Here is a 20,662-nt window from a genome sequence, read left to right as displayed (position 1 = left end):
AGAATGAAAAGTATTGTGCAAAACTTACGCCCAGCGATCGTTATCTCGCTGCTGTTTATGGCCATTTGTGGCTTGGGCTACCCGCTGGCGATGACCGCACTTTCCTCTTGGCTCTTCCCTGATCAAGCCAAAGGGAGCCTGGTGATGGTTGACGGCCAAGCCGTGGGCGCACGTTATGTGGGCCAGCAATTTGATGCCGACTACTACTTGTGGTCACGTCCATCGGCTGTTGGCTACAACATGTATGACGAGAAAAACGGCGAACAAGTCACCTTAAGTGGTGATCAGTTTGAGGGCGTGAGCTCAGGCTCTGATAACTATGCGCCGTCTAACCCAGAGCTCAAAGCGCGCGTGGCGCAGGATTTGCAAGCCTTTTTGGCGCGCAACCCTGACATCAAGCAAACGCAAATCCCAGCGGATTTGCTCACCGCCTCAGGCTCAGGTTTAGACCCAGACATCTCACCTGAAGCGGCGGCTGTGCAAGTGCCACGCATCGTGAAAGCCTCAGGCCTAAGCGAGCAGCAAATCAACCAAATGATTGCCAACAACACCTCTGGCAAATTGTTTGGCGTGTTTGGTGCTGACACCGTCAACGTGCTGGCGGTTAACCTGGAAATTGCCAAAGCGATGGGCTTGATTAAATAACCCCACGCGCAGGCAAACAAAAACCGCACTTTGAAAAGTGCGGTTTTTTTATGGTGCTTATTTCATGATTTTATAACACGGCTGGTAGGCATCACCGCCTGGCAGCTTCATGCGGTCTTGGGTGATGAAATCTTTAAGCACTTGGTCCATCTTCTCAAGCAACATTGGGTCACCGTGGAGCTCATACGGGCCGAGTTGCTCGACTTTTTCGATGTAATCCGGCTTGATGTTACCCGCCACAATGCCTGAAAACGCCCGGCGTAAATTGGCTGCCAAATCCGCTTTGCTTTGCTCTAAGTGCAAATCCAGGCCACTCATGTTTTCATGCGTTGGCTCAAACGGCTGCTGGAAGGCCTCAGCAATATCCAACCGCCAGTTGAAGCCATAAGAATCATTGCTTTGCGCCCGCGCGTTTTGGATTTTGCCCATATTGCGGCTCACTTCGCGCGCCAGTTTCACTGGGTCGTCAATGATGATTTCATACAGCGATTGCACCTCTGGCCCAAACACATCACCGATAAAGCGGTCAATGGTGGCGAAATAATCTGCACTTTCTTTCGGGCCGGTCAAATACAGCGGCAGCGGGATGTCTTTGTTCGCTGGGTTGAGCTTGATGCCAAGAATATAGAGCAACTCTTCAAACGTGCCTGGCCCGCCTGGGAAGACCACAATGCTATGGCCCATGCGCACAAAGGCCTCAAGGCGTTTTTCAATATCGGGCATAATGATGAGCTCGTTGACGATCGGGTTCGGCGGCTCAGAGGCGATGATCGACGGCTCGGTGATGCCGATAAAGCGGCTATTTTTAAAGCGCTGGTTGGCATGCCCAATGGCTGCACCTTTCATCGGTGCTTCCATCACACCCGGGCCACAGCCGGTGACAATATTGAGCTCACGCAAGCCCAATTGCAGCCCCACCGCACGGCAGTAGGCGTATTCTACATCACCGATGGAGTGCCCACCCCAGCAGACCACCAAATTTGGCGATTCGCCCACAATCAACGCTTTGGCGTTACGCAAAATAGTGAAAATGTAGTTGGTGATTTTGTTCGCGTTGCTGCCACACACGCCGTTGGAGTTGTGCTTGGTGATAACATTCACAAACAAAATATCCCGCAGCACCGCAAAGAGGTGGTATTGAATATTGCGAATCAATTTGTTGTCGACAAACGCATCCTCTGGCGGGTTGATGAGCCGCAGGGAAATCCCGCGCTCACGGGCGATCAGCTCAATTTCAAAATCGGCATATTTAGCCAGCAAAATGCGGCTGTCATCGGTGACAGAGCCCGAGTTGAGCACCGCCAGCGAGCAGTTGCGATAAAGTGGGTATAAATTGCCTGCCGCGCCTTTTTGCAGCAGCTCGACTTCCAAATGCGAGAGCTGGTCCATGCTCCCGCGCGGGTTGATGATATGAGAACTCATATTTTCTCCTTCTCTAATGCCGCTATTGCCGTGCAAGGCGGCCATGGGGAATAGTATCAGGCACAAAATTGGCGCGCAATGGGTTTATATCCAGCCCGCCGCGGCGGGTGTAGCGCGCATAAACGCACAGCTTGTCAGGCTTGGCGTAGTGCATAATGTCGTGGAAAATGCGCTCCACGCAGTGTTCATGAAATTCGTTGTGTTGGCGAAACGACACCAAATAGCGCAACAGCAAAGTGCGGTCAAGCAGGCGGCCAGTGTAGTGAATCTGCACGCTACCCCAATCGGGCTGGGAGGTGATAAGGCAGTTGGATTTCAGCACATGGCTAACTAACGTTTCACTTACGCGCTCGCCGCTGGCAGCATCGCGCAGCAGCTCAGGCGAGTAGTGATAGGTGCTGATCTCAACACTAGGGTCATCAATGCACTCGCCTGAGAAATGAACTATCGGCGTTTGTTCGTAGTGGGCAAGGGGCTGCAACCGCACTTTGACTTCCCCTTGCGCGCAATCACGCAAATCTTGCTCGAGCCTGGCTTGTACCGCATCAATACTGGCAAAAGGGGTTTGGTTGAAGCTGTTGAGATAAAGCTTGAAGCTTTTCGATTCGATTAAATTTTCACTCATGGCATCCACTTCCACCTCACCAATCGCCACCTGTGGCACGCCAGTGGGGCTCAGCCACGAGAGTTCATAGAGCGTCCATAAATCCACGCCAAAGCAAAAGTGCGGTTGGCCACCTAAGGTTTGGCGCTGCAGCGCACGCGGCACACCTTGGAGCAGCGTGCGGTCGTATTCGGCTTTGTATTGCACCTGTTGCCCAAGAGTGAGCTGGTACATGATGTCCTGTGTTTTCGGCATATTCTTGAATTTGTGCAAAAGAGAAAATACTATCACAAAGCAGCAAAAAAATTGCAAAATTTACGTTGCGCGCGATTTAACGTAGAATAGCGCAAAACTTTGATGAGGACAGATATGATCCAACACGTTGAAACCCAGCTCAGCGCCCTTGAGGCCGCCTTAGTGGCGCTGGAATTGTGGCAAAGCCAGCCACCTGAGCCAAGTCGCCTGGCCAGCCAAGAACCTTTTGCTATCGACACCCTTGAGCCACACGAGTGGTTGCAGTGGATTTTTATCCCGCGTATGCGCGCATTGCTCGAGGCGCAAGCCGCGCTGCCGCGCAATTTTGCCATCTCACCTTATATTGAAGAGGCGATGAAAGAAACGGCGCAGCTTGAGCGCATTTTAACCCCGATTTATGCCCTAGAAGCACTGCTCAATGACACTGCCGATTGAGATTATCTACCGCGACGACGACCTTGTCGTGGTCAACAAGCCTGCTAATATGCTGGTGCACCGTAGCTGGTTGGACCGCCATGAAAGCGTGTTTTTAATGCAAACGCTGCGTGATCAGCTCGGCCAACATGTGTTCACCGTCCACCGCCTTGACCGCCCGACTTCAGGCGTGATGGTGCTGGCGCTCAATAACACGGTGGCGCGCCAGCTCAGCGAGCAATTTGAGCAAAAAACCATTCAAAAAAGCTACCTTGCCATTGTGCGTGGCTATTTGATGGGGGAGGGTAGTGTGGATTACGCCCTGAGCCATCGCCACGATAAAATCGCCGATAAATTTGCCCAAGCCGACAAACCAGCACAAGAAGCGGTAACGGAGTACACCGCACTTTTGCACGCCGAGATGCCTTTTGCCAGCAATGAACGCTATCCCACCTCTCGTTATACGCTGGTGATACTCAGGCCACAAACGGGACGCAAACACCAACTTCGCCGCCATATGAAACATCTCCGTCACCCTATCATTGGCGATACCGTGTATGGCGATTTGCGCCAAAACCGCACTTTTGCTCAGTATATTGGCGCAACAGGCTTGATGTTGCATGCAAGCGAATTATGCTTTACTCACCCGATAACAGGTCAGTCTATTTTATGTCAAGCGGGACTTGATATGCGTTGGCAGTTGGCGCTGAGTGCGCTGGATATGCACAGATCACTAAATAAATACGCACAAAGTGAGGTTTGGCTAGCTATTGCTTAAAATTTCGTTCAAATTTGAGAGCAAACGCAAAAAATTTACATTTGATCCGAGATGTTTCGCAATTGTAGTTGATTTTTACATAACGTTTGATATATGTTATCAATTAAGCTTATCTCGGAGCTTGCCTTCTTTGTCAGTAACACACTGATTATAAACACAACATAGGAGAGAATATGAAGAAACTCTTTAAGTTATCTTTAATTACAGGTCTTATGGTGTCTTCTGCTGCAGTAATGGCGGAAGATAAATTCATCACCATCGGTACAGGTGGCCAAACTGGGGTTTATTATGTGGTGGGGCAATCTGTCTGCCAATTAGTGAATCGCGATTCCGCCAAAACAGGCATCAAATGTAACGCGCCGTCAAGCGGTGGCTCGGTGGGCAACCTCAACGCCATTGCCAGCAACCAATTTGACATGGGTATTGTGCAATCCGACTGGCAATACCACGCCTACAATGGGTCAAGCACCTTCAAAGACAAGAAAAACGATCAACTTAGAGCCATTTTCTCTATTCACCCTGAGCCGTTCACTGTAATGGCGCGCGATGACTCTGGCATCAAAAACTTTGATGACCTCAAAGGCAAACGTGTCAACGTCGGCGACCCAGGCTCTGGTACGCGTGCAACGATGAACGTGATCCTCAACGCCAAAGGTTGGGATGACAGCGCGTTTAAAGTGGCCTCTGAGCTCAAACCGGCTGAAATGGCTTCCGTGATGTGTGACAATAACCTCGATGCCATCACCTATAACGTCGGCCATCCAAACGGTGCATTGAAAGAAGCGGCCGCCTCTTGTGCTGCGCACTTGGTGCCAGTGACAGGCGAGGCTATCGACAAATTAGTGGCTGAGTTCCCATATTACGCCAAAGCAACCATTCCAGGTGGCTTGTATAAAGGTTCTGACAAACCAACCGAGACTTTCGGGGTTTATGCCACATTGGTCACCCAAGCCAATGTGGGTGAAGATAAAGTCTATGAAGTGGTGAAAGCGGTGTTTGACAACTTTGATCGTTTCAAACGCTTGCACCCAGCATTTGCAAACTTAAAAGAACAAGACATGATCAAAAATGCCTTGTCTGCACCACTTCACCCAGGTGCTGAACGTTACTACAAAGAGCGTGGCTGGATGTAATCTAACCGCACTTCTAAACTCTTTTAGGGCAGGGGATTCCCCTGCCTTTTCGTGTCATATTATGTAGGGATTAAGTATGTCTGATATTAAAAATACGGCCCTAGATCAAGATGATTTGCAAGATATGGTGGCCGCCAATGATACTGGTGGGCGAAATCCATACGGTTTTACTAAAAAACTGATTATTGGCGTTGCGATTGCGTGGTCGTTGTTCCAAATTTACTACGCCTCGCCGCTGCCATTTGTGTTTCAAGAATTCTTGCGCTCTATTGGTCTAGGCTCGATTAACGTGGTGTTTGACGACACCAAAGCGCGCTCCATTCACTTGGCGTTTGCGCTCTTTTTGGCCTATTTGTCGTACCCAGCATTTAAATCATCGCCGATTCACCGCGTGCCACTGATTGACTGGATTTTTGCCTTTGTGGCAGCCTTTTGTGCGGCGTATTACCTCTTTTTTTATGAAAGTTTGATCACCCGCTTCGGCGCGCCTAACACGCAAGATATTATCGTCGGTGTCGTCGGGATTATTCTATTGCTTGAAGCCACCCGCCGCAGCCTGGGCTTGCCATTGGTGATCATCGCCACAGTATTTTTGCTCTATAACTACTTCGGGCAATTCTTCCCAGGCGATTGGATTGTCAGCCACCGCACCGGCACAATGGAGCACATCATCAACCAGCAATGGGTCACCACTGAAGGTGTATTTGGTGTGGCATTAGGTGTTTCCACCAAATATGTCTTCTTGTTTGTACTCTTCGGTGCTTTGCTTGAAAAAGCCGGCGCAGGCAACTACTTCATCAAAACCGCCTTTGCCTACCTTGGCCACTTTAAAGGCGGCCCGGCCAAAGCGGCGGTGGTGGCCTCAGGCTTGACAGGCTTGATTTCAGGCTCATCCATTGCCAACGTGGTGACCACTGGGACATTTACCATCCCGATGATGAAACGCGTGGGCTTTTCGTCTGAAAAGGCCGGCGCCGTTGAGGTGGCCTCGTCGGTGAACGGGCAAATTATGCCTCCTGTGATGGGTGCGGCGGCGTTTTTGATGATTGAATACGTCAATATGCCGTATAACGAGCTGATCACCCACGCCTTTTTGCCGGCGGTGATCTCCTACATCGCGCTGGTGTACATCGTGCATTTAGAGGCGTGCAAAATGAACCTGCAAGGCCTTGAGCGCTCCGATGCGCCGTCGCCGTTAATGGTGTCAATCCTGCGTGCACTCGGCACCTTTATCGCCATCTGCTTGCTTTATTTCGCGATCCAATATTCTCTTGGCTGGATTAAAGTGGTCGCCCCAACCCATGCTTTTGCGATTGTTTCAGTGATTGTGGCGATTGTCTACTTCCTGCTGCTTAAACGCGTATCACGCTTTAAAGATTTGGAAATCGACGACCCTGAATCACCGGTGGTGAAATTGCCATCCGTGAAGCCAACCGTCAACGCGGGCTTGCACTTTTTGCTGCCTGTGGTGATTTTGATTTGGTGTTTGATGATTGAGCGGATGTCGCCTGGGCTGTCAGCTTTTTGGGGCAGCTTGGCGCTGTGCTTTATTTTGCTCACCCAGCGCCCAATTTTGAAGCTTTATCGCAAACAAAGCGACATCGGCCGCGCGTTCAAAGCAGGCTTTAGCGATCTCATCACCGGCCTTGAGGGTGGTGCGCGTAATATGATCGGGATTGGCATTGCCACCGCCACAGCAGGCATTATCGTCGGTGTGGTGTCGCTGACAGGCTTTGGCGTGCAGCTTTCCAGCATTATCGAATTTTTATCGATGGGTAATATTTTGTTAATGCTGATTTTGGTGGCGATTTTCAGCCTGATTCTCGGCATGGGCTTGCCAACCACCGCCAACTATATCGTGGTGTCATCTTTGATGGCCACCGTGATTGTTGAAGTGGGCCGCCAAAACGGCTTGATTGTGCCATTGATTGCGGTTCACTTGTTTGTGTTCTATTTCGGCATCATGGCTGACGTCACTCCGCCGGTGGGCTTGGCCTCGTTCGCCGCGGCGGCCGTGTCGGGCGGCAAGCCAATTCAAACCGGGTTAATCGCCTTTGGCTACAGCCTGCGGACCGCACTTTTGCCGTTCTTGTTTATCTTCAACACCGATTTGTTGTTGATTGATGTGGATATCTGGAAGGGGATAATGGTGTTCGTGGTCGCCACCATCGCGATACTGGCGTTCACGGCAGCCTCAATGCGCTATTTCTTTGACCACAACAAATGGTGGGAAACCGCACTTTTGTTGTTGATCTCCTTCGCGCTGTTCCGCCCAGGATTCTTTATGGAATACATCTCGCCAACCGACCGCCACGTGCAACCGAGCCACTTGGTAGAAGAGTTGGGCAAAGCGCCAGTGGGCGAGCCGTTCACCCTGAAAGTGGCAGGTATCAACCAATATGGCTCGCCAGTGGAGTTCTACACCGAGCTCAAAGTGCCTGAAGGGCAAGACGGCGAAGCGCGCTTGAAAGAGCTTGGCCTGCTGCTGCTCGACACCGGTGAAACCATCGAGGTGGAAGGCGAACAAATCCATAAAATCATTATTGATAACGCAGAGCTTGGTTCACCTGCGGCCAAAGCGGGCTTGAACTGGGATCAAACCATTCTGTATGTCGCCTTGCCACGCCACGACACCTTGCCAAAAGAGCTAGTGTTTATCCCAGCATTGGGCTTGTTGGCAGGGCTTGGGTTAAATCAGCGCCGCCGTCGGCTGCGCCAACAACAGGGAGCTGCCCATGTTTAATAATATCCTCGTGGTCATTGATTTAAGCCATTTGAATGAGGCCAAGCGCCTCATTCAAACCGCACTTGACATGACCGCACATCAAGAAAAACCGTCTACCGCGTCGCCGGCATTGTGCCGGCGCCAACCAACAGCATTGTGTCATCGTTTTTGCCGAAAAACTTTGATAAAGATGTGCTGGCGGAGGCCAATAAAAACTGCACGCCTTTACACAAGATATCTTCCCTGAAGGCAAAAAAGTGCAACACATTGTGGCTTACGGCACAGTGTATGAAGAGGTCAACCGCATTGCGGAAGAAAAGACGTGGATTTGATTATGATGATGGCCACCCAAAAGGCGCGCCAACAACAGAAAAAAGAGGGCCTAAGCTCAGACACCGTCAAAGTCGCCCGCTACAGCCATCGCCCAGTGCTGGTGATGCGCTAACAAAAACCGCACTTTTGTATATCAAAGTGCGGTCAGCAAAAAGCCACCTTACGGTGGCTTTCTTTTTAGTCTTCTTCAACCTCTGGGTCTGGCTTGATTGCCAGCACGTCGCAGTTGAGCCGGCCGATGACGTGCTCGGCAGTGTTGCCCAAAAACGCGGCCGAAAGGCCAGTGCGGCCGATGGTACCCAGCACCACCATTTCGGCTTTAATTTCTTCAGCCACTTGCGGGATCACTTCCTCCGGCAAGCCTTCTTCCACGTGGGTGTGGTCTTCATCAATGTGGAAGTGTTGGCGCAGTGCTTTCATGTTGATCAAATGCTGGCCACGCACACTGTCGGTGTAGGCGTTCGGGTTGAACTCAGGCAAATCGATCGCCATGTTCACCGGTGTGGTCGGGTAGGCTGAAACCAAGTGAATGCGCCCAGCGCTGAGCACGCTGGCCAAATCACGGCTGGAGGTGACCAATTTTTTGTTCAACACATCGTGGTAGGCCTCATCGTCAGAGACGTTCACGGCCACCAAAATGCGGCCTTCACTTTGCCATTCGTGCTCTTTAACCATCAAAATTGGGCACGGGCATTTGCGCAGCAACTGCCAGTCGGTTGGGGTGAAAATCAGGGCATCCAAGCCTTCAGCAGGTTTGGCCTCTTTCACTACTAAATCGTGCTTGCCAAGCTCCACTTGTTCGATAATCGCTTCATAATCGCGGGATTTCCACATCACGGCGGTGTCAGTTTGAATTTGCGAACCGGCTGGAATGTGGCTTGCGATTAACTGCTCAAGCCAAGCTCTTTTTTGGCTGATCACACCTTGGTGCATACTTTCGCGCTCTTCAGAGGAGAGCATTGCACTCATTTCAAAAGAGAAGTCATACAACGAGAGAAACAGCGTGAGTTTCACCGCATCGTGAGCTTTTTCTAATTGTTGAGCAAGGTGTAGGGCACGGGAAAGGCTAGGTTGCGTATCTGAAGTGGGGTCAATCACCACTAAAATGTTGTTAAAGCGCATAGGACAAACCTCTAAGCTAAGAAATACTGTTTATAGAATAGAGTAAAATCACTTAAACAACAACAATTTTAGTGGCTAGGCCGTTATTTTCCTTTGCATTTTGTGGCATCGGCCATAGTTTTGAGCTTTTCCATATCATTAATGGTGATGAATTTGCCTTGCACGGATAAAATACCGCTCTTTTTAAACCGCCCTAAAAGCCGGCTGATGGTTTCTACCGTCAAGCCAAGGTAGTTGGCGATATCGCCACGGGTCATGGTCAAGCCAAACTCTTTGGCAGAAAAGCCACGGGCTGAGTAGCGCACGGAAAGATTATTAATAAACGCCGCCAAACGCTCTTCGGCATTCATTTTAGACAGCAGCAAAATCATTTCTTGATCGCTTTTAATCTCACTGCTCATCAGCCGCATAATTTGCTGGCGCAGTTTGGGCATTTTGCCGGCCAAATCATCTAAAATATCAAACGGGATTTCGCACACCATCGCGGTTTCCAACGCTTGCGCAAAGCTTGGGTGGCGCATATCGGTGATAGCGTCAAAGCCGACCAAATCGCCAGGCAGGTGAAAAGAGGTGATTTGCTCTTGGCCTGTTTCACTGATGGTGTAGGTTTTAATGGTGCCTGAGCGGATGGCATAGAGCGAGCGCAAAGGGTCGCCCGCTTTAAACAAAATTTGTGATTTCTGAATCGGTTTTTTTCGTTCTATAATGTTATCGAGCTGATCTAATTCTTGATTATTCAGCGTAAACGGAATGCACAGCGTGCTGATGCTGCACTCCTGACAATGAATTGCACAACCACCAGACTGTACGCGAACACCTGAGATGATTGGAGCCATAAAAACACCCTTAAAAAAATTGATCTAACTCAATAATTCTAGCATTATTTTGCCAGTGAGAAAAGAAAAGGATACACCATGCCCGCACAAAAACTGACGAAAGCCCGCGTGATTCAGCTGATTATCGCCCTTATCATTTTAATTGGCTTGTTTTGCTACCGCACTTATCACAACCCGCATAGCCAAAGTACGGTGCAAATAGAGCAGAGCGAGCAATAAAAAAGCCACCCGCAGGTGGCCTTTTGTGACAGGGTAACAATTAACCTTGGAGAGCTTCCGCGCCAGCCAATTTCGCCAGCTCGTTATCAATGTGATAAAGGCCACGGCCGTCGGTGCCGACGAGGTTGAATTTATCCAAAATCGAAGTGAAGAGTTTTTCTTCTTCGTGTTGCTCGGCAACATACCATTGCAAGAAGTTAAAAGAAGAGAAATCTTTTTCACTGAAGGTGATATCCACCAGTTCATTGATTTGTGAAGTTACCAGCTTTTCGTGCTCGTAGGTGAGCTCAAACACTTGCTTGAGGGATTCAAACTCATGAGCAGGCGCCTCAATTTTGCCGATCACAGCCAACGCGCCAGTTTCGGTGAGGTAAGTGAACAAACGGCGCATGTGCTGCATTTCTTCATCGGCGTGCGCGAGTAAAAATTTCGCCGCACCTGGGTAGCCTTGTTTTTCACACCATGCACTCATTTGCAAGTATAAATTGGATGAATAAAATTCGAGATTAAGTTGTTCGTTTAAATCGTTAATGATGTTTTGCGATAACATGGTTGCCTCCTTACAGTGCTGCCAATTCTTTGTCGATGAAATAGAGCGATAAACCGCTGTCGCCGAGCAAGTTGAATTTATCCAAAATGCTGCCGAAGAGTTTTTCTTCTTCGTGCTGTTCAGCCACATACCATTGCAAGAAGTGGAAGCTGGATTGGTCGTTGCACTCAAAAGTCACTTCAACCAATTCATTGATTTTTTTGGTGATGTGTTTTTCATGCTCAAGGGTCAGCTCAAACACATCTTTAAGAGATGCAAAATCGGTTTTCGGTGCTTCAATTTCACCGAGCACAGGCATATTCCCTGTGTCGTTGAGGTATTGAAACAATTTTTGCATGTGTTGCATTTCTTCATCGGCGTGTTTCAGCAAAAACGCCGCCGCACCTTCAAAGCCTTTTTGTGAACACCACGCGCTCATTTGCAGGTAAAGGTTAGAAGAGTAGAATTCTAAATTAATCTGTTCGTTTAATTTATCAATAATTTTACAATTTAACATATTGATATCCTTTTAATAGAAATTATTTCGATTTGGACTATTAAAATGCGTTTTTAATAGCGATAGCCTAATCATACCGTCTTTTTGTATAAAAGCAAGCCAATTTTGTTTGTAAGTTGTTAAAAATAAGGAAATAACAACTATTATCATTTCACCTTTCAATTTCTTAAAAAAAGCAAAGTGCGGTCAGCGGCGCAGAATTTAAAATCTGACGGGCAATGGGTGATAAAAAATAGCAGATTTCACGTACACGCGTTTTTTAAACCGCAGCATTAATCACATCAAGCTTTCTTCCTGTGACCCAGTCACAAAAATGGATTAATGAAACTTACAAGACCGTCTTTATTTTTAACGCACAAAACCGAGAGCAATAAGAGCAGTGTAAAAATCCAGTTGTGACATTTATGATTATCTTATTTAACATAATATACATTATGCGCAATTAGTGATAAGGTAAGTGGCCACTACGATATAATAAAATCACAGAGTTATCCACAATGTGTCTTTTTCACCAAAACGCGATAAAACGCGACATTTGTCACTTTTGACCCGTTATTACTCATCAGTTATACAGCGATAATCTGTACTTGTCATGGTGTTGTAAAAAGCATGCGCTGCGTGCGCGTACGTGAAAAATAGATTCGTTGTGTGAGGAATGTGGCGTGTTTTTAAAATAACACGCATAAAAAATGCGGCCAAAACCGCACTTTTATTTTTGTAGAATTAACGATGGGCGAGTTTGATGTGCGAGAAAAATTGCTCGATGGCGTGATTGTTGTTGAGCAATTCAGCCTGCTCAACCGCACTTTTGGTTAAGTGCGGTGCGAAAAACTCGATGAAGTCATACATATATTGGCGCAAAAAGGTGCCGCGCTTAAAGGCAATATGCGTACTGCTGTGTTGAAATAAATGCGCGGCATCCAATGCGATTAAATCACTATCGGCGCTGGTGTGCGCCATGGAGGCAATAATCCCAACGCCAAGGCCCAAACGCACATACGTTTTCAGCACATCGGCATCGGTTGCGGTGAAAACAATATGCGGCATAATGCCCTTGTGATTAAAAGCTTTGGCCAAATCAGACGCGCCCATAAAGCCAAAGGTGTACGTCACCAGCGGGTATTGGCCGAGGGTTTCGATGCTCAGCTCTTGCTCAATCAACGGGTGATGAGGCGGCACTATGACAGCGCGATTCCAGTGATAACACGGCAACAGCGCCATGCTTTCAAACAAATTGTGCCCCTCGGTGATGATCGCCATATCGACACTGCCCGACTCCAACTGCTCTGCCATTTGCGCTGGCGTGCCTTGGTTGATTTGCAAGCTCACGTTGGGGTAACGTTTAACAAAGCGCTTGACCACCTCTGGCAGCACATAGCGCGCTTGGGTGTTGGTGGTGGCAATGCGCAGCAGGCCGTGATCGGGGCGGTTGTATTCTTGTGCGATGGATTTGATATTCTCCGCCTTGGCCAGCAACTCACGGGCGATTTGGATAATCTTCTCCCCTTGCGGCGTGATGCTTTTGATATGCTTGCCGTTGCGCTCAAAAATCTCAAGTTCAAGCTCTTGCTCGAGCAACCGCACTTGCTTACTGATGCCAGGCTGAGAGGTATAAAGCGCTTCAGCGGCATCGGTAATGTTAAGGTTTTGTTCTGCTATTTCAACTAAATAGCGCAATTGTTGCAGCTTCATCGCGGTTATTTGCGCCGTCTTGTGCTAGGCGTTGAAAAGCGCTTGACCGCTTTGCGGATTTTAGCGGTTTTTAAACGTCGTTGTGGCTGGTGCTGCTCAAGTTTGGATTCAGTTTCCGCTGGTAGCCCAACGAGCTCACGCAGATAATTCACTTCGGTCAGCGCCATTTCTTGCCAGCCACCGCGCGGCAGCTGCTTGGTTAGCGCAATGTTGCCATAGCGAATGCGAATCAAGCGGCTGACTTGCACCCCTTGCGATTCCCACAAACGGCGCACTTCGCGGTTGCGCCCCTCGGTTAAGGTGACATCAAACCATTGGTTGATGCCCTGGCCACCGCGCGGGCTGATTTGTTTAAATGCCGCCATGCCGTCTTCCAGCTGCACGCCTTTGCGCAAGGTGTTGAGCATGGCATCGGTCACTTCACCAAAAATACGCACGGAGTATTCGCGCTCAATTTCACGGCTCGGGTGCATTAGGCGATTCGCCAGCTCCCCGTCGGTGGTAAACAGCATCAAACCAGAGGTGTTAATATCTAACCGGCCGACCGCAATCCAGCGTGCGCCACGCAATTTTGGCAAGCGCTCAAACACCGTAGCGCGGCCTTCAGGGTCACGGCGGGTGCACAACTCCCCTTCAGGTTTGTAATACATCAGCACGCGGCAAATTTGTTTTTGCTCGCTCTGCACGCTGACCAGCTGGCCATCAAGGCGGATTTTGGTGTCACTTCGCAGCTCCACACGGTCGCCTAAGGTGGCCATTTTGCCGTCCACACTCACGCGATTTTGCGCGATCATCGCCTCAATTTCACGGCGTGAGCCTTTGCCCGCGCGGGCAAGGATTTTTTGCAGCTTTTCGCCTGCAGCTTGTTGTTTATTTTGCATAGAATTCCTTTATGTCACTCTCTCGGGTGTCATTCAAATGGGGTGGTGTCGCCATTGCCCACGCGCACAATCTCGGGCGCGCTGGCGGTGAGGTCAACCACGGTGGTTGGGCTTTCGCCTAAATAGCCGCCGTTAATGATTAAATCCACCTGTTTTTCAAGGTGATCACGAATCTCTTCGGGGTCAAATTGGGTGGTGTCGTCGCCTGGCATAATCAGTGAGCACGACAAAATCGGCTCACCCAGCTCGCTGAGCAGCGCCAGCGCAATGGCGTTGTCAGGCACACGCAAACCAATGGTTTTGCGCTTGGTCATCAGCCGGCGCGGCACCTCTTTGGTGGCGGTTAAAATAAAGGTGTAATGCCCAGGCGTATTATTTTAATCAGCCGATAAGCCACGTTGTCCACCACCGCGTAGTTCGATAACTCCGACAAATCATGGCACATCAGCGTGAAATTGTGATTAGGCGGCAGCTGGCGAATGGTCACAATGCGGTCCATCGCGTGCTTATCCCCCAGGGCACAGCCTAAGGCATAGCCTGAATCGGTCGGATAGACAATCACGCCACCGTCGCGCACGATATCGGCGGCTTGTTTAATCAAACGCGGTTGAGGATTGTCGGGGTGAATATAGAAAAATTGGCTCATCGTTTTACCCAATTGGCATCAAATGGCGCAATTATACACGAAAGTGCGGGATTTATTTAGTAAAAAGTGCGTTAAAATCGCGTCCAAATTGGGGTGACACCTTCAGGCAGCCACAAGTTTTTGCCCAATTCCACCCAACCGCACGGGAAGTGAAAGTCCGACCCCGCCGAGGCCAGCAGCCCTATCTCTTGCACAATCGCGCCAAGATTGTGGCGTTGGTCAGGTGACTGCCCAGTGTGTGCCACTTCCACGCCATCGCCTCCTGCGGCCTTGAAATCATTGAGCAGGCGCAAAAGCCATTTGCGCGTAAGTGGGTAGCGCAATGGGTGGGCGCACACCGCCAAGCCACCGGCTTGATGAATCACCTCAACGGCTTGGGCCATTGCACACCAATTGGCGCTGACATGGGCCGATTTGCCTTGGCCAAGATAGCGCTTAAAGGCTTGGGTTTCGTTTTTCACTTTGCCAGCTTGCACCAACAAGCGTGCGTAATGAGCGCGTGTGACCTCGCCGCCGGCGAGTTGTTTCGCGCCTTGATAGGCATCAGGCAAACCGCACTTTGCTAATTTTTCACCAATTTCAATCGCGCGCGCTTCACGCAGCCGTGCTTGCTCGCGCAAAAGTGCGGTCATGGCCGGACGCGTGTCGTCAAAATTGAGACCAACAATGTGAATGCCGCGATTTTGCCACAGTGTTGAAATTTCAACGCCGGTGATCAGCGTGATGTTGTGCGCCGCTGCCGCTTTTCGCGCGGCATCAAGGCCCGCGGTGGTGTCGTGATCACACAACGCCAGCGTTTGCACGCCTTGCTCGGCAGCACGCGCAACCACATCGGCGGGGCTGAGCACGCCGTCGGAGGCGTTGCTGTGGCAGTGGAGGTCAAAGGTGTGTTGCGCGGTCATATCACGCTCGTTGTTGGGCCAGCGGCGCGTGTTCTTCAGCCACGGCTATCGGCATGGCGCGCAAGCGGTTGGCAAAAAGGCGCAAAGGCTGGGCAAAGGTTAAGTTCAGCCCTGGTAAGACCAAAGTGCGGTCAAGCAGCAAGCAGTCGGCCACATTACCACCGATTTGCACCAGCAGCAAATTGACCCACTCGCCGCTGTCTTTGATTTGCGCTTGCACCAATTTCGGCTCGGCTTCATCGCAAATTTCAATGCCGTTGAGGGGGGTGAAAAACCAGCTTTTTGGCTGAATCGGCAGCAAAAATTGCCGCACTGCCACGGCGGAATAGGCTAAAAACTCGCGCGTGGCATCCTCGGCGGGGTGATGTTTGAGGGCGTCAACCACCACGTTGAAAAAGAGGAAATCCTCCATATCGCAGTCGCTGACGCTCAGGGCTGATTGGGTTAACATCGATTTTTCAAGGGAGGTGCGAATGCGTCGCCCAGTGTCTTGCGAGCAAAGCATCAAACACTGTGCCACGTGGCTGTATTCCCAATAAAAAAATCCGTTCATATCGCCTTAATTGCCCTACATTTCATAGCACTATCCTACCCTTTTTTGTGCTTTTTCGCGACAGATTTATCTCAATTTTGTGCAAAAAGTGTCACAATTTCCCCCACCGTGTGAAAGGAGCCAAAAATCAGCACAATATCTTGCCCGCGCGCTTGGCGCAACGCAGCTTTGGTGCCCGCCTGCACATCGTCAAAGCATGTTATGTCTACATCGGCCAGCTCGGGGGCAATTTTCCCTCGCAGGGCAACCGCACTTTGCCCGCGTGCGCCTTCCAGCGTGCAGCAAAACCAGTGGTCGATCACATCACTTAGTGGCTTAGCAACCTGGGTGGCATCTTTGTCTTGCAACATACCGAACACGCCCAACACGCGCACGTCGTCGGCCTTCAGCGACCGCACTTTTTGCGCCAAATAACGCGCCGCGTGCGGGTTGTGGCCCACATCGAGATAAATCTGCTCACAAGCACTGTCACCCAGCGCGGCAAACAGCGCGCTGCGCTGAGCGGCGTTGAGGCGTTGAAAGCGCCCTGTAAGTGTCATCTCGCGTAAGGCTCGGGTTATCATCTCGCGAGAAATCGCCCACGGCAGCTGCTCACACACCGCCAACGCCGTGGCGGCATTTTGCACTGGCATGGCCGGCAGCGGCAAATCCTCCAACCGCACTTTTTGCCCGGCAAAGGCCCATGAATTGTCGTGAAGTTGATAGTGCCACTCAATGCCGTTGCGCAAAACGTGACAGGGTAACGTGGTTGCATAATCGGTTAAGGTGTGCGGAATATCACGCTCGCCTATCACCGCACTTTTGTGTGCGCGCATGATGCCTGCCTTTTCAAAGGCGATTTGCTCACGGGTGTCGCCGAGGTAATCCACGTGGTCAATGTCAATCGAGGTGATGGCGCAGATGTCGGCATCAATAATATTGGTTGCATCCAAGCGCCCGCCTAAGCCCACTTCCAAAATCACCACATCGAGTTGCGCTTGTTTGAACAGATACAACGCACCAAGGGTGCTGAATTCAAAATAGCTCAACGAGTGGGACTTGTGGCTGTCGATAAAGGCAAAAGCCTCGCTGTGGCACACATCGGGCAAGGTGGCGTTGTTGATGCGCACGCGCTCGTTGTAATCAATCAAGTGCGGTGAGCTAAACACGCCCACGCGCAGCCCCGCGTTGAGCAAAATCAGCTCAAGCAAGCGGCAGGTGGTGCCTTTGCCATTGGTGCCGCCAACGGTGATCACATAAGGCGCAGGGCTGAGCAAATCAAGCTCTTGCGCCACCGCTTGCACGCGCGCAAGGCCCATGTCGATGGCTTTGCTGTGGCTGTGTTCAATATAGGAAAGCCACATCGCAAGGGGCGATGTGGCTGTCAGTTGTGGCGTTGTCATCAGGCGCTCTCGCCCTCGGTTAAAATAGGCTCTTGCACCGGTGGGATAATCACGCTCTCCGCGGGCTCAAATGGCGACGGCTTGCCGCTGAGTTTGGCTAAAATGCTCGCGAGTTTGTCGCGCATTTCTTTGCGGTTGACAATCATATCAATCGCGCCTTTTTCCAGCAAAAATTCACTGCGTTGGAAGCCTTCAGGCAATTTTTCACGCACGGTTTGCTCAATCACGCGGGGGCCGGCAAAGCCGATCAATGCTTTTGGCTCGGCAATGTTGATATCACCGAGCATTGCGAAGCTGGCTGAAACGCCCCCCCATGGTTGGGTCGGTCAGCACGGAGATATAGGCAATGCCCTCTTCTTTGAGTTTGGCTAAAATTGCGCTGGTTTTGGCCATTTGCATCAAAGAAAAGAGCGCCTCTTGCATCCGCGCGCCACCACTGGCAGAAAAACAGATCAGCGGGCAGCGTTCATCGAGTGCGGTTTGCGCCGCTTTGACAAACTTGCCGCCCACCACGCTGCCCATTGAGCCGCCCATAAAGTTAAAATTGAAGGCCGCTGCCACAACCGGCATGCCATAAATGGTGCCTTTCATCACAATTAACGCGTCTTTTTCACCGGTTTGTTTTTGCGCGGCGCTGAGGCGGTCTTTGTATTTTTTCAAGTCTTTGAATTTTAAGATATCTTCTGGTTCAACTTCGGCGCCGATTTCTTCAATTGAGCCTTCGTCGAGCAGTTTTTCCAACCGCACACGTGGGTCGATACGCATATGATGACCGCACTTTGGGCACACCTCGAGGTTGCGCACCACTTCATCGCGATAAAGCACTTGGTCGCAGCCAGTACATTTGGTCCAAATGCCCTCCGGCACGTTGGCTTTTTGGTTATTGCTGCTCACCGAGCCTTTGTTAAAAATTCGTTCAATCCAACTCATGGGTCTACCTTAATTCGTTATTTTTAGGCTAATGAATTAGCTCATTACACCATATTTACGCCCGCTTTTGAACCGTTTTATCACAATTTTTAATCAGGCAAAAAAAGCGGGCCAAGTGCGGTTTTCGGTAATCCAAACTGTGCGGGATAACTCACCGAAACCAAATATAAGCCGTTGGGTTTGGCGGTGGCGGGGGCTAAAGTGCGGTCGCATTGCGCTTGCAGCTCACCAAGCCATTCCACGCGCTGGTTGCCGTTGCCCACCTCCAGCAGGCTGCCGACAATATTTCGCACCATGTGGTGAACAAACGCATTGGCTTGAATATCCACAATCACATATTCGCCCACGCGAAACACATTCAAATGGTGAACATTGCGCCATGGCGTGTGGGATTGGCACTGCGCGGCGCGAAAGGAGCTGAAATCCCGCTCGCCGAGCAGCAACTGGCCGGCTTGGTGCATTTTTTCGTGATCAAGTGGCAGGTGATAATGGGTCAAGCCATCGGCTAAAATCGCTGGGCGCAGCGGGTGGTTGTAAATAACATAGCGATAGCGCCGCGCAGTGGCACTAAAACGTGCGTGAAAATCGTCATCCACCTCTTTGGCCCACCGCACTTTGATATCATCTGGGAGGTTGGCGTTCACGCCGAGATACCACGCTTTGAGCGCGCGCACGCACGGCGCGTTGAAGTGCACCACTTGGCCGGTGGCGTGCACGCCAGAGTCGGTGCGGCCTGCGCAAAAGAGGTGAATGTCGGCGTCCGCCACTTTCGATAACGCCGTTTCTAAGCGTTGCTGCACGCTGTCAACGCGCTCTTGGCGCTGCCAGCCGAAATAATTGGCGCCGTTGTACTCCACACCCAGTGCAATTTTCACTCTCGCCTCCCCTATTTTGAGATGAAAAAAAACACCAAACAATCGACGATTGCTGGTGTTTTTGGCGTTTAATGATTAAACGCGTTTGAAATCTAAATGAAGCAATTTTGGTTTGAATGGGTGGCGTTGCATCGCTTGGATTTTCACCACAACATCTTTGCCGTCGATCACTAAAGTGATGTTTTCGCTGTAGAATTTTTCATCGGCTTGCGCGTTGTTCACTTTATCGTGGTCTAACACGATAGCAACTGGCGCTTCACTGCCGCCATAAACGATAGCAGGCAATTGACCTTGTAAACGCTGACGGCGGCTCGCACCCGTACCTTGCGCTTCACGAACTTGTGCATCAAATTTAAACATAGTTTTCTCTCTATTTGTTAATGTTCAAGCTGTAGGCGACCCTACAACTCAACGTTGTTGGCTTGAGCGGTTGCTCAAGGGCGCATATTCTACCCAATAAGCGCGCGCTTGGCAACTAGATTTGCACCTTGTGCGTTTTTCGTTGCAATATTCGCCCTCAGGCTATGGTAATTAGCGTTAAAAAAAGGCACAATAAGTCCATTGATTTTCACGCTAAATGGCGTCCATTTTAGAAAAATTAGGTTACCCGTGCAATTTTTTATCGATTTTTTTACTAACTATGGCTATGCCGCTGTCTTCGCTGTGTTAATGCTCTGTGGGCTGGGTGTGCCCATTCCTGAAGATATCACGTTAGTCTCAGGCGGCATCATCTCAGGCCTGGGGTATGCCAACCCGCACTGGATGGTGGCCGTGGGGATGCTCGGCGTGCTGCTTGGGGATTTGCTGATGTATCTGCTCGGGCGCTTTTATGGCGTGAAAATCCTGCGCTTTCGCTTAATCAAGCGCTTCATCACCTTCAAACGCCTGCAAATGGTGAAAAGCAAATTCGACCGCTACGGCAACCGTTTGCTGTTTATCGCGCGCTTTTTGCCTGGCCTGCGCACCCCAGTTTACATCATCTCTGGCGTCACTCGCCGCGTTGGGATTTTGCGCTTTATTTTGATTGATTTTTGTGCTGCGATTATCTCGGTACCAATTTGGGTTTATCTCGGCCATCACGGGGCTGAAAATCTCGATTGGATCAAAGCGCAAATGCGCCACGGCCAAATGGGGATTTATGCCATTCTCGGCATTATCGTGGTGTTTGTGGCCTTTACCTACTTCAAACGTAAACGCCAAGCCAAAGCTGAACAAGAAGAATAATTAATAAGAAAGAGAGAAAAAAGTGCGGTTGAGCCACAAGCTAAC

Annotated in this window: 18 protein-coding genes, 5 pseudogenes and 1 riboswitch; of the genes and pseudogenes, 8 read left to right on the top strand and 15 right to left on the bottom strand. The window is 50.3% G+C overall.

Annotated features, from left to right (window positions below; all coding sequences use genetic code 11):
• Window positions 1-3: 3 nt before the first annotated feature.
• Complete coding sequence (kdpC, locus tag HPC37_RS05345; protein WP_208122152.1) at window positions 4-645, top strand: potassium-transporting ATPase subunit KdpC; 642 nt, start codon at window positions 4-6, stop codon at window positions 643-645.
• A gap of 57 nt (window positions 646-702) precedes the next feature.
• Here the strand turns inward: kdpC and ppnN are convergent, their stop codons facing one another.
• Together ppnN and queF are read right to left on the bottom strand one after the other, a co-directional pair.
• A complete protein-coding gene (ppnN, locus tag HPC37_RS05340; protein ID WP_208122151.1) occupies window positions 703-2,067 on the bottom strand; it encodes a nucleotide 5'-monophosphate nucleosidase PpnN in 1,365 nt (454 codons plus the stop codon).
• A gap of 22 nt (window positions 2,068-2,089) precedes the next feature.
• Complete coding sequence (gene queF / locus HPC37_RS05335; protein ID WP_208122150.1) at window positions 2,090-2,926, bottom strand: NADPH-dependent 7-cyano-7-deazaguanine reductase QueF; 837 nt, start codon at window positions 2,924-2,926, stop codon at window positions 2,090-2,092.
• 102 nt (window positions 2,927-3,028) lie between these two features.
• Between queF and HPC37_RS05330 the strand changes: the two genes are divergently transcribed.
• The 5 genes and pseudogenes from HPC37_RS05330 to HPC37_RS05310 all read left to right on the top strand — a co-directional run bounded on the left by HPC37_RS05330 (window position 3,029) and on the right by HPC37_RS05310 (window position 8,421).
• The gene (locus tag HPC37_RS05330) at window positions 3,029-3,361 is read left to right on the top strand and encodes a YqcC family protein (RefSeq protein WP_208122168.1); all 333 of its coding nucleotides are present in this window, start codon (window positions 3,029-3,031) and stop codon (window positions 3,359-3,361) included.
• Entirely contained in the window at window positions 3,345-4,118 is a 774-nt protein-coding gene (gene truC, locus HPC37_RS05325) for a tRNA pseudouridine(65) synthase TruC (RefSeq protein ID WP_208122149.1), read from the top strand. Before HPC37_RS05330 ends, truC begins: the two co-directional genes overlap by 17 nt.
• A gap of 173 nt (window positions 4,119-4,291) precedes the next feature.
• Window positions 4,292-5,251, top strand: a complete 960-nt coding sequence (locus HPC37_RS05320) for a TAXI family TRAP transporter solute-binding subunit (RefSeq protein WP_208122148.1) — start codon at window positions 4,292-4,294, stop codon at window positions 5,249-5,251.
• Between the two features lie 76 nt (window positions 5,252-5,327).
• Complete coding sequence (locus HPC37_RS05315; RefSeq protein WP_208122147.1) at window positions 5,328-7,994, top strand: TRAP transporter permease; 2,667 nt, start codon at window positions 5,328-5,330, stop codon at window positions 7,992-7,994.
• Window positions 7,987-8,421, top strand: a pseudogene (locus HPC37_RS05310) (universal stress protein). The gene HPC37_RS05315 and the pseudogene HPC37_RS05310 overlap by 8 nt, the downstream one beginning before the upstream one ends.
• A 65-nt stretch (window positions 8,422-8,486) precedes the next feature.
• Here HPC37_RS05310 and uspE read toward each other — a convergent pair.
• Together uspE and fnr are read right to left on the bottom strand one after the other, a co-directional pair.
• Complete coding sequence (uspE, locus tag HPC37_RS05305; RefSeq protein WP_208122146.1) at window positions 8,487-9,431, bottom strand: universal stress protein UspE; 945 nt, start codon at window positions 9,429-9,431, stop codon at window positions 8,487-8,489.
• Window positions 9,432-9,565: 134 nt separating this feature from the next.
• A riboswitch (Fluoride riboswitch) is annotated at window positions 9,566-9,655 on the top strand.
• Window positions 9,644-10,267 (bottom strand): annotated as a pseudogene (gene fnr, locus HPC37_RS11255) (fumarate/nitrate reduction transcriptional regulator Fnr); the annotation flags it as partial. (Overlaps the previous riboswitch by 12 nt.)
• A gap of 78 nt (window positions 10,268-10,345) precedes the next feature.
• Here fnr and HPC37_RS05295 point away from each other — a divergent pair.
• Window positions 10,346-10,486 carry a hypothetical protein gene (locus HPC37_RS05295; protein WP_208122144.1) on the top strand — a complete coding sequence of 47 codons (141 nt, stop codon included), beginning with the start codon at window positions 10,346-10,348 and terminating at the stop codon, window positions 10,484-10,486.
• Window positions 10,487-10,526: 40 nt separating this feature from the next.
• Here HPC37_RS05295 and ftnA (HPC37_RS05290) read toward each other — a convergent pair whose 3' ends face one another.
• The 11 genes and pseudogenes from ftnA (HPC37_RS05290) to rplY form a co-directional block, all read right to left on the bottom strand.
• Complete coding sequence (gene ftnA / locus HPC37_RS05290; protein ID WP_208122143.1) at window positions 10,527-11,036, bottom strand: non-heme ferritin; 510 nt, start codon at window positions 11,034-11,036, stop codon at window positions 10,527-10,529.
• 10 nt (window positions 11,037-11,046) lie between these two features.
• Window positions 11,047-11,532: a non-heme ferritin gene (gene ftnA, locus HPC37_RS05285; RefSeq protein WP_208122142.1), complete on the bottom strand. Its 486-nt coding sequence runs from the start codon at window positions 11,530-11,532 to the stop codon at window positions 11,047-11,049.
• Between the two features lie 723 nt (window positions 11,533-12,255).
• Entirely contained in the window at window positions 12,256-13,224 is a 969-nt protein-coding gene (gene cysB / locus HPC37_RS05280) for an HTH-type transcriptional regulator CysB (RefSeq protein ID WP_208122141.1), read from the bottom strand.
• A 5-nt stretch (window positions 13,225-13,229) separates the two neighbouring features.
• Window positions 13,230-14,084 (bottom strand): annotated as a pseudogene (rluB, locus tag HPC37_RS05275) (23S rRNA pseudouridine(2605) synthase RluB); the annotation flags it as partial.
• Window positions 14,085-14,134: 50 nt separating this feature from the next.
• Window positions 14,135-14,751, bottom strand: a pseudogene (locus tag HPC37_RS05270) (L-threonylcarbamoyladenylate synthase).
• A 71-nt stretch (window positions 14,752-14,822) separates the two neighbouring features.
• Window positions 14,823-15,653 carry an RNase RNM gene (rnm, locus tag HPC37_RS05265; RefSeq protein WP_208122139.1) on the bottom strand — a complete coding sequence of 277 codons (831 nt, stop codon included), beginning with the start codon at window positions 15,651-15,653 and terminating at the stop codon, window positions 14,823-14,825.
• Window position 15,654: 1 nt separating this feature from the next.
• The gene (locus tag HPC37_RS05260; RefSeq protein ID WP_208122138.1) at window positions 15,655-16,206 is read right to left on the bottom strand and encodes a cell division protein ZapC domain-containing protein; all 552 of its coding nucleotides are present in this window, start codon (window positions 16,204-16,206) and stop codon (window positions 15,655-15,657) included.
• A gap of 71 nt (window positions 16,207-16,277) precedes the next feature.
• Complete coding sequence (gene folC, locus HPC37_RS05255; protein ID WP_208122137.1) at window positions 16,278-17,588, bottom strand: bifunctional tetrahydrofolate synthase/dihydrofolate synthase; 1,311 nt, start codon at window positions 17,586-17,588, stop codon at window positions 16,278-16,280.
• Window positions 17,588-18,518, bottom strand: a pseudogene (accD, locus tag HPC37_RS05250) (acetyl-CoA carboxylase, carboxyltransferase subunit beta). The gene folC and the pseudogene accD overlap by 1 nt, the downstream one beginning before the upstream one ends.
• 89 nt (window positions 18,519-18,607) lie before the next feature.
• Entirely contained in the window at window positions 18,608-19,393 is a 786-nt protein-coding gene (gene truA / locus HPC37_RS05245) for a tRNA pseudouridine(38-40) synthase TruA (RefSeq protein ID WP_208122136.1), read from the bottom strand.
• 75 nt (window positions 19,394-19,468) lie between these two features.
• Entirely contained in the window at window positions 19,469-19,753 is a 285-nt protein-coding gene (gene rplY, locus HPC37_RS05240; RefSeq protein WP_208122135.1) for a 50S ribosomal protein L25, read from the bottom strand.
• Between the two features lie 249 nt (window positions 19,754-20,002).
• Between rplY and HPC37_RS05235 the strand changes: the two genes are divergently transcribed.
• Window positions 20,003-20,617: a VTT domain-containing protein gene (locus HPC37_RS05235; protein WP_208122134.1), complete on the top strand. Its 615-nt coding sequence runs from the start codon at window positions 20,003-20,005 to the stop codon at window positions 20,615-20,617.
• Window positions 20,618-20,662: the final 45 nt, after the last annotated feature.

It is taken from the genome of Spirabiliibacterium mucosae, from assembly GCF_014884965.1.
GTDB classification, from domain to species: Bacteria; Pseudomonadota; Gammaproteobacteria; order Enterobacterales; family Pasteurellaceae; genus Spirabiliibacterium; species Spirabiliibacterium mucosae.
The sequence above is the reverse complement of the archived record's forward strand: the minus strand, read 5'-3'. Positions and strand labels throughout refer to the sequence as shown.